At 73.8% G+C, this 1,675-nt stretch carries 2 protein-coding genes; both read left to right on the forward strand.

The genetic code is table 11. From position 1 onward, the window contains the following. The coding region (locus AB8Z36_RS39420) for a helix-turn-helix transcriptional regulator (RefSeq protein WP_369218171.1) at window positions 1-533 on the forward strand (533 nt) is incomplete at its 5' end. An 83-nt stretch (window positions 534-616) separates the two neighbouring features. Beyond that, a partial coding sequence (locus AB8Z36_RS39425) for an NAD(P)/FAD-dependent oxidoreductase (protein ID WP_440582123.1) occupies window positions 617-1,675 on the forward strand: 1,059 nt, incomplete at its 3' end.

Here is a 1,675-nt window from a genome sequence, read left to right on the forward strand (position 1 = left end):
ACCTCGCGCTGCACCTGCTCGGCCTGCCCGCGGACACCAACCCGCTCGGCCTCGACGCCCCGGCCGTCCTCACCGTCGGCCCCCTCCTGCGCGAACTGATCCTCGCCTGCACCCGCGCCCCGCACGAGGACACCCCGGAGCGCCACCGCCTCCGCGCGGTACTCCTCGACCAGCTCCGCGCCTCACCCCAGCAGCCCGTCCAACTGCCCGCGCCCAAGGACCCCCGCCTCACTGCCGTCTGCGCCGCACTGCACCGCGACCCCGCCGACGCCCGTGGCCTCGCCGAGCTGGCGGCGGCGGCCGGAGCGGGTGAACGCACCCTCAGCCGCCTCTTCCGCCGCGAACTGGGCATGACCTTCCCCCAGTGGCGCACCCAGCTCCGGCTCTACCACGCCCTGCGCATGCTGGCCGACGGCACACCCGTCACCACGGTCGCGCACCGCTGCGGCTGGGCGTCGACCAGCGCGTTCATCGACGTGTTCCGCCGCTCGCTCGGTTACACCCCGGGAACTCACGGCAGAGCCGCCGACTGAGAAGGGCCCCGGCCGGACGCATCTCAACTACCGCTCCTGCACGCCCTATTGGCAGCGCCAGTGCCATGTGAAATATTACTGCCGTGCTCACGAGACACCCTTCCGGACGACCGGAATTCTCGGACCTCATCGTCGTGGGAGCAGGCATGATCGGCGCTGCCTGCGCCTACTACGCCTCCCGCGCCGGTCTCGACGTCACCGTCATCGACCGCGGCCCCGTGGCGGGCGGCACCACGGGCGCGGGCGAGGGAAACCTCCTCGTCTCCGACAAGGCACCGGGCCCGGAACTCGAACTGGCGCTGTTGTCAGCCGACTTGTGGCAGGAACTGGCAGCCGAGCACGGCGGCGAAGGCAACGCGTACGACGTCCCCTACGACGTCCCGTACGAATACGAGCGGAAGGGCGGTCTGGTCGTCGCCTCCACGGAGACGGAGCTGACGGCGCTGCGCGCCTTCGCGGCCGGGCAGCGGTGCGCGGGAGTGACGGCGACCGAGATCCCGGCGGACCGCCTCCCCGACCACGAGCCCCACCTCGCGACGGACTTGGCGGGCGGCTTCCACTACCCGCAGGACGCCCAGGTACAACCGGCCCTCGCCGCCGCACACCTGCTGCGCGTGGCAGGCGCCGAGGGACACGTGACACTGCGGCTCGGCGAGGAGGTCACCGCTGTGCGGCGGGCCGCGAGCGGCGAGGTGCGCGGCGTACGGACCTCGACCGGCCGTGAGATCCGGGCCCCGCGCCTGGTCAACGCGGCGGGCGTCTGGGGCGGCCAGCTGGCGGCCCTGGCGGGCGTGGAGCTGCCGGTACTCCCCCGGCGGGGCTTCGTCCTGGTCACGGAACCGCTGCCGCGGCTGGTGCGGCACAAGGTGTACTCGGCGGAGTACGTCGCCGACGTGGCGAGTGGCTCCGCGGCCCTCCAGACGTCCGCCGTGGTGGAGGGCACCCGGGCGGGACCGGTCCTGATCGGGGCGAGCCGCGAACGGGTCGGCTTCGACCGCACGCTGTCGGTGGAGGCGCTGCGGCGCCTGGCCGCGCGGGCGACCAGGCTGTTCCCCGTCCTGGCCGGGGTCCGCGCCCTCCGCACATACGCGGGCTTCCGCCCCTACCTCCCCGACCACCTCCCGGCCATCGGCCCCGACCCC

The sequence above is a fragment of the Streptomyces flavofungini genome (assembly GCF_041028215.1).
In the GTDB taxonomy this organism is placed as follows: Bacteria; Actinomycetota; Actinomycetes; order Streptomycetales; family Streptomycetaceae; genus Streptomyces; species Streptomyces flavofungini_B.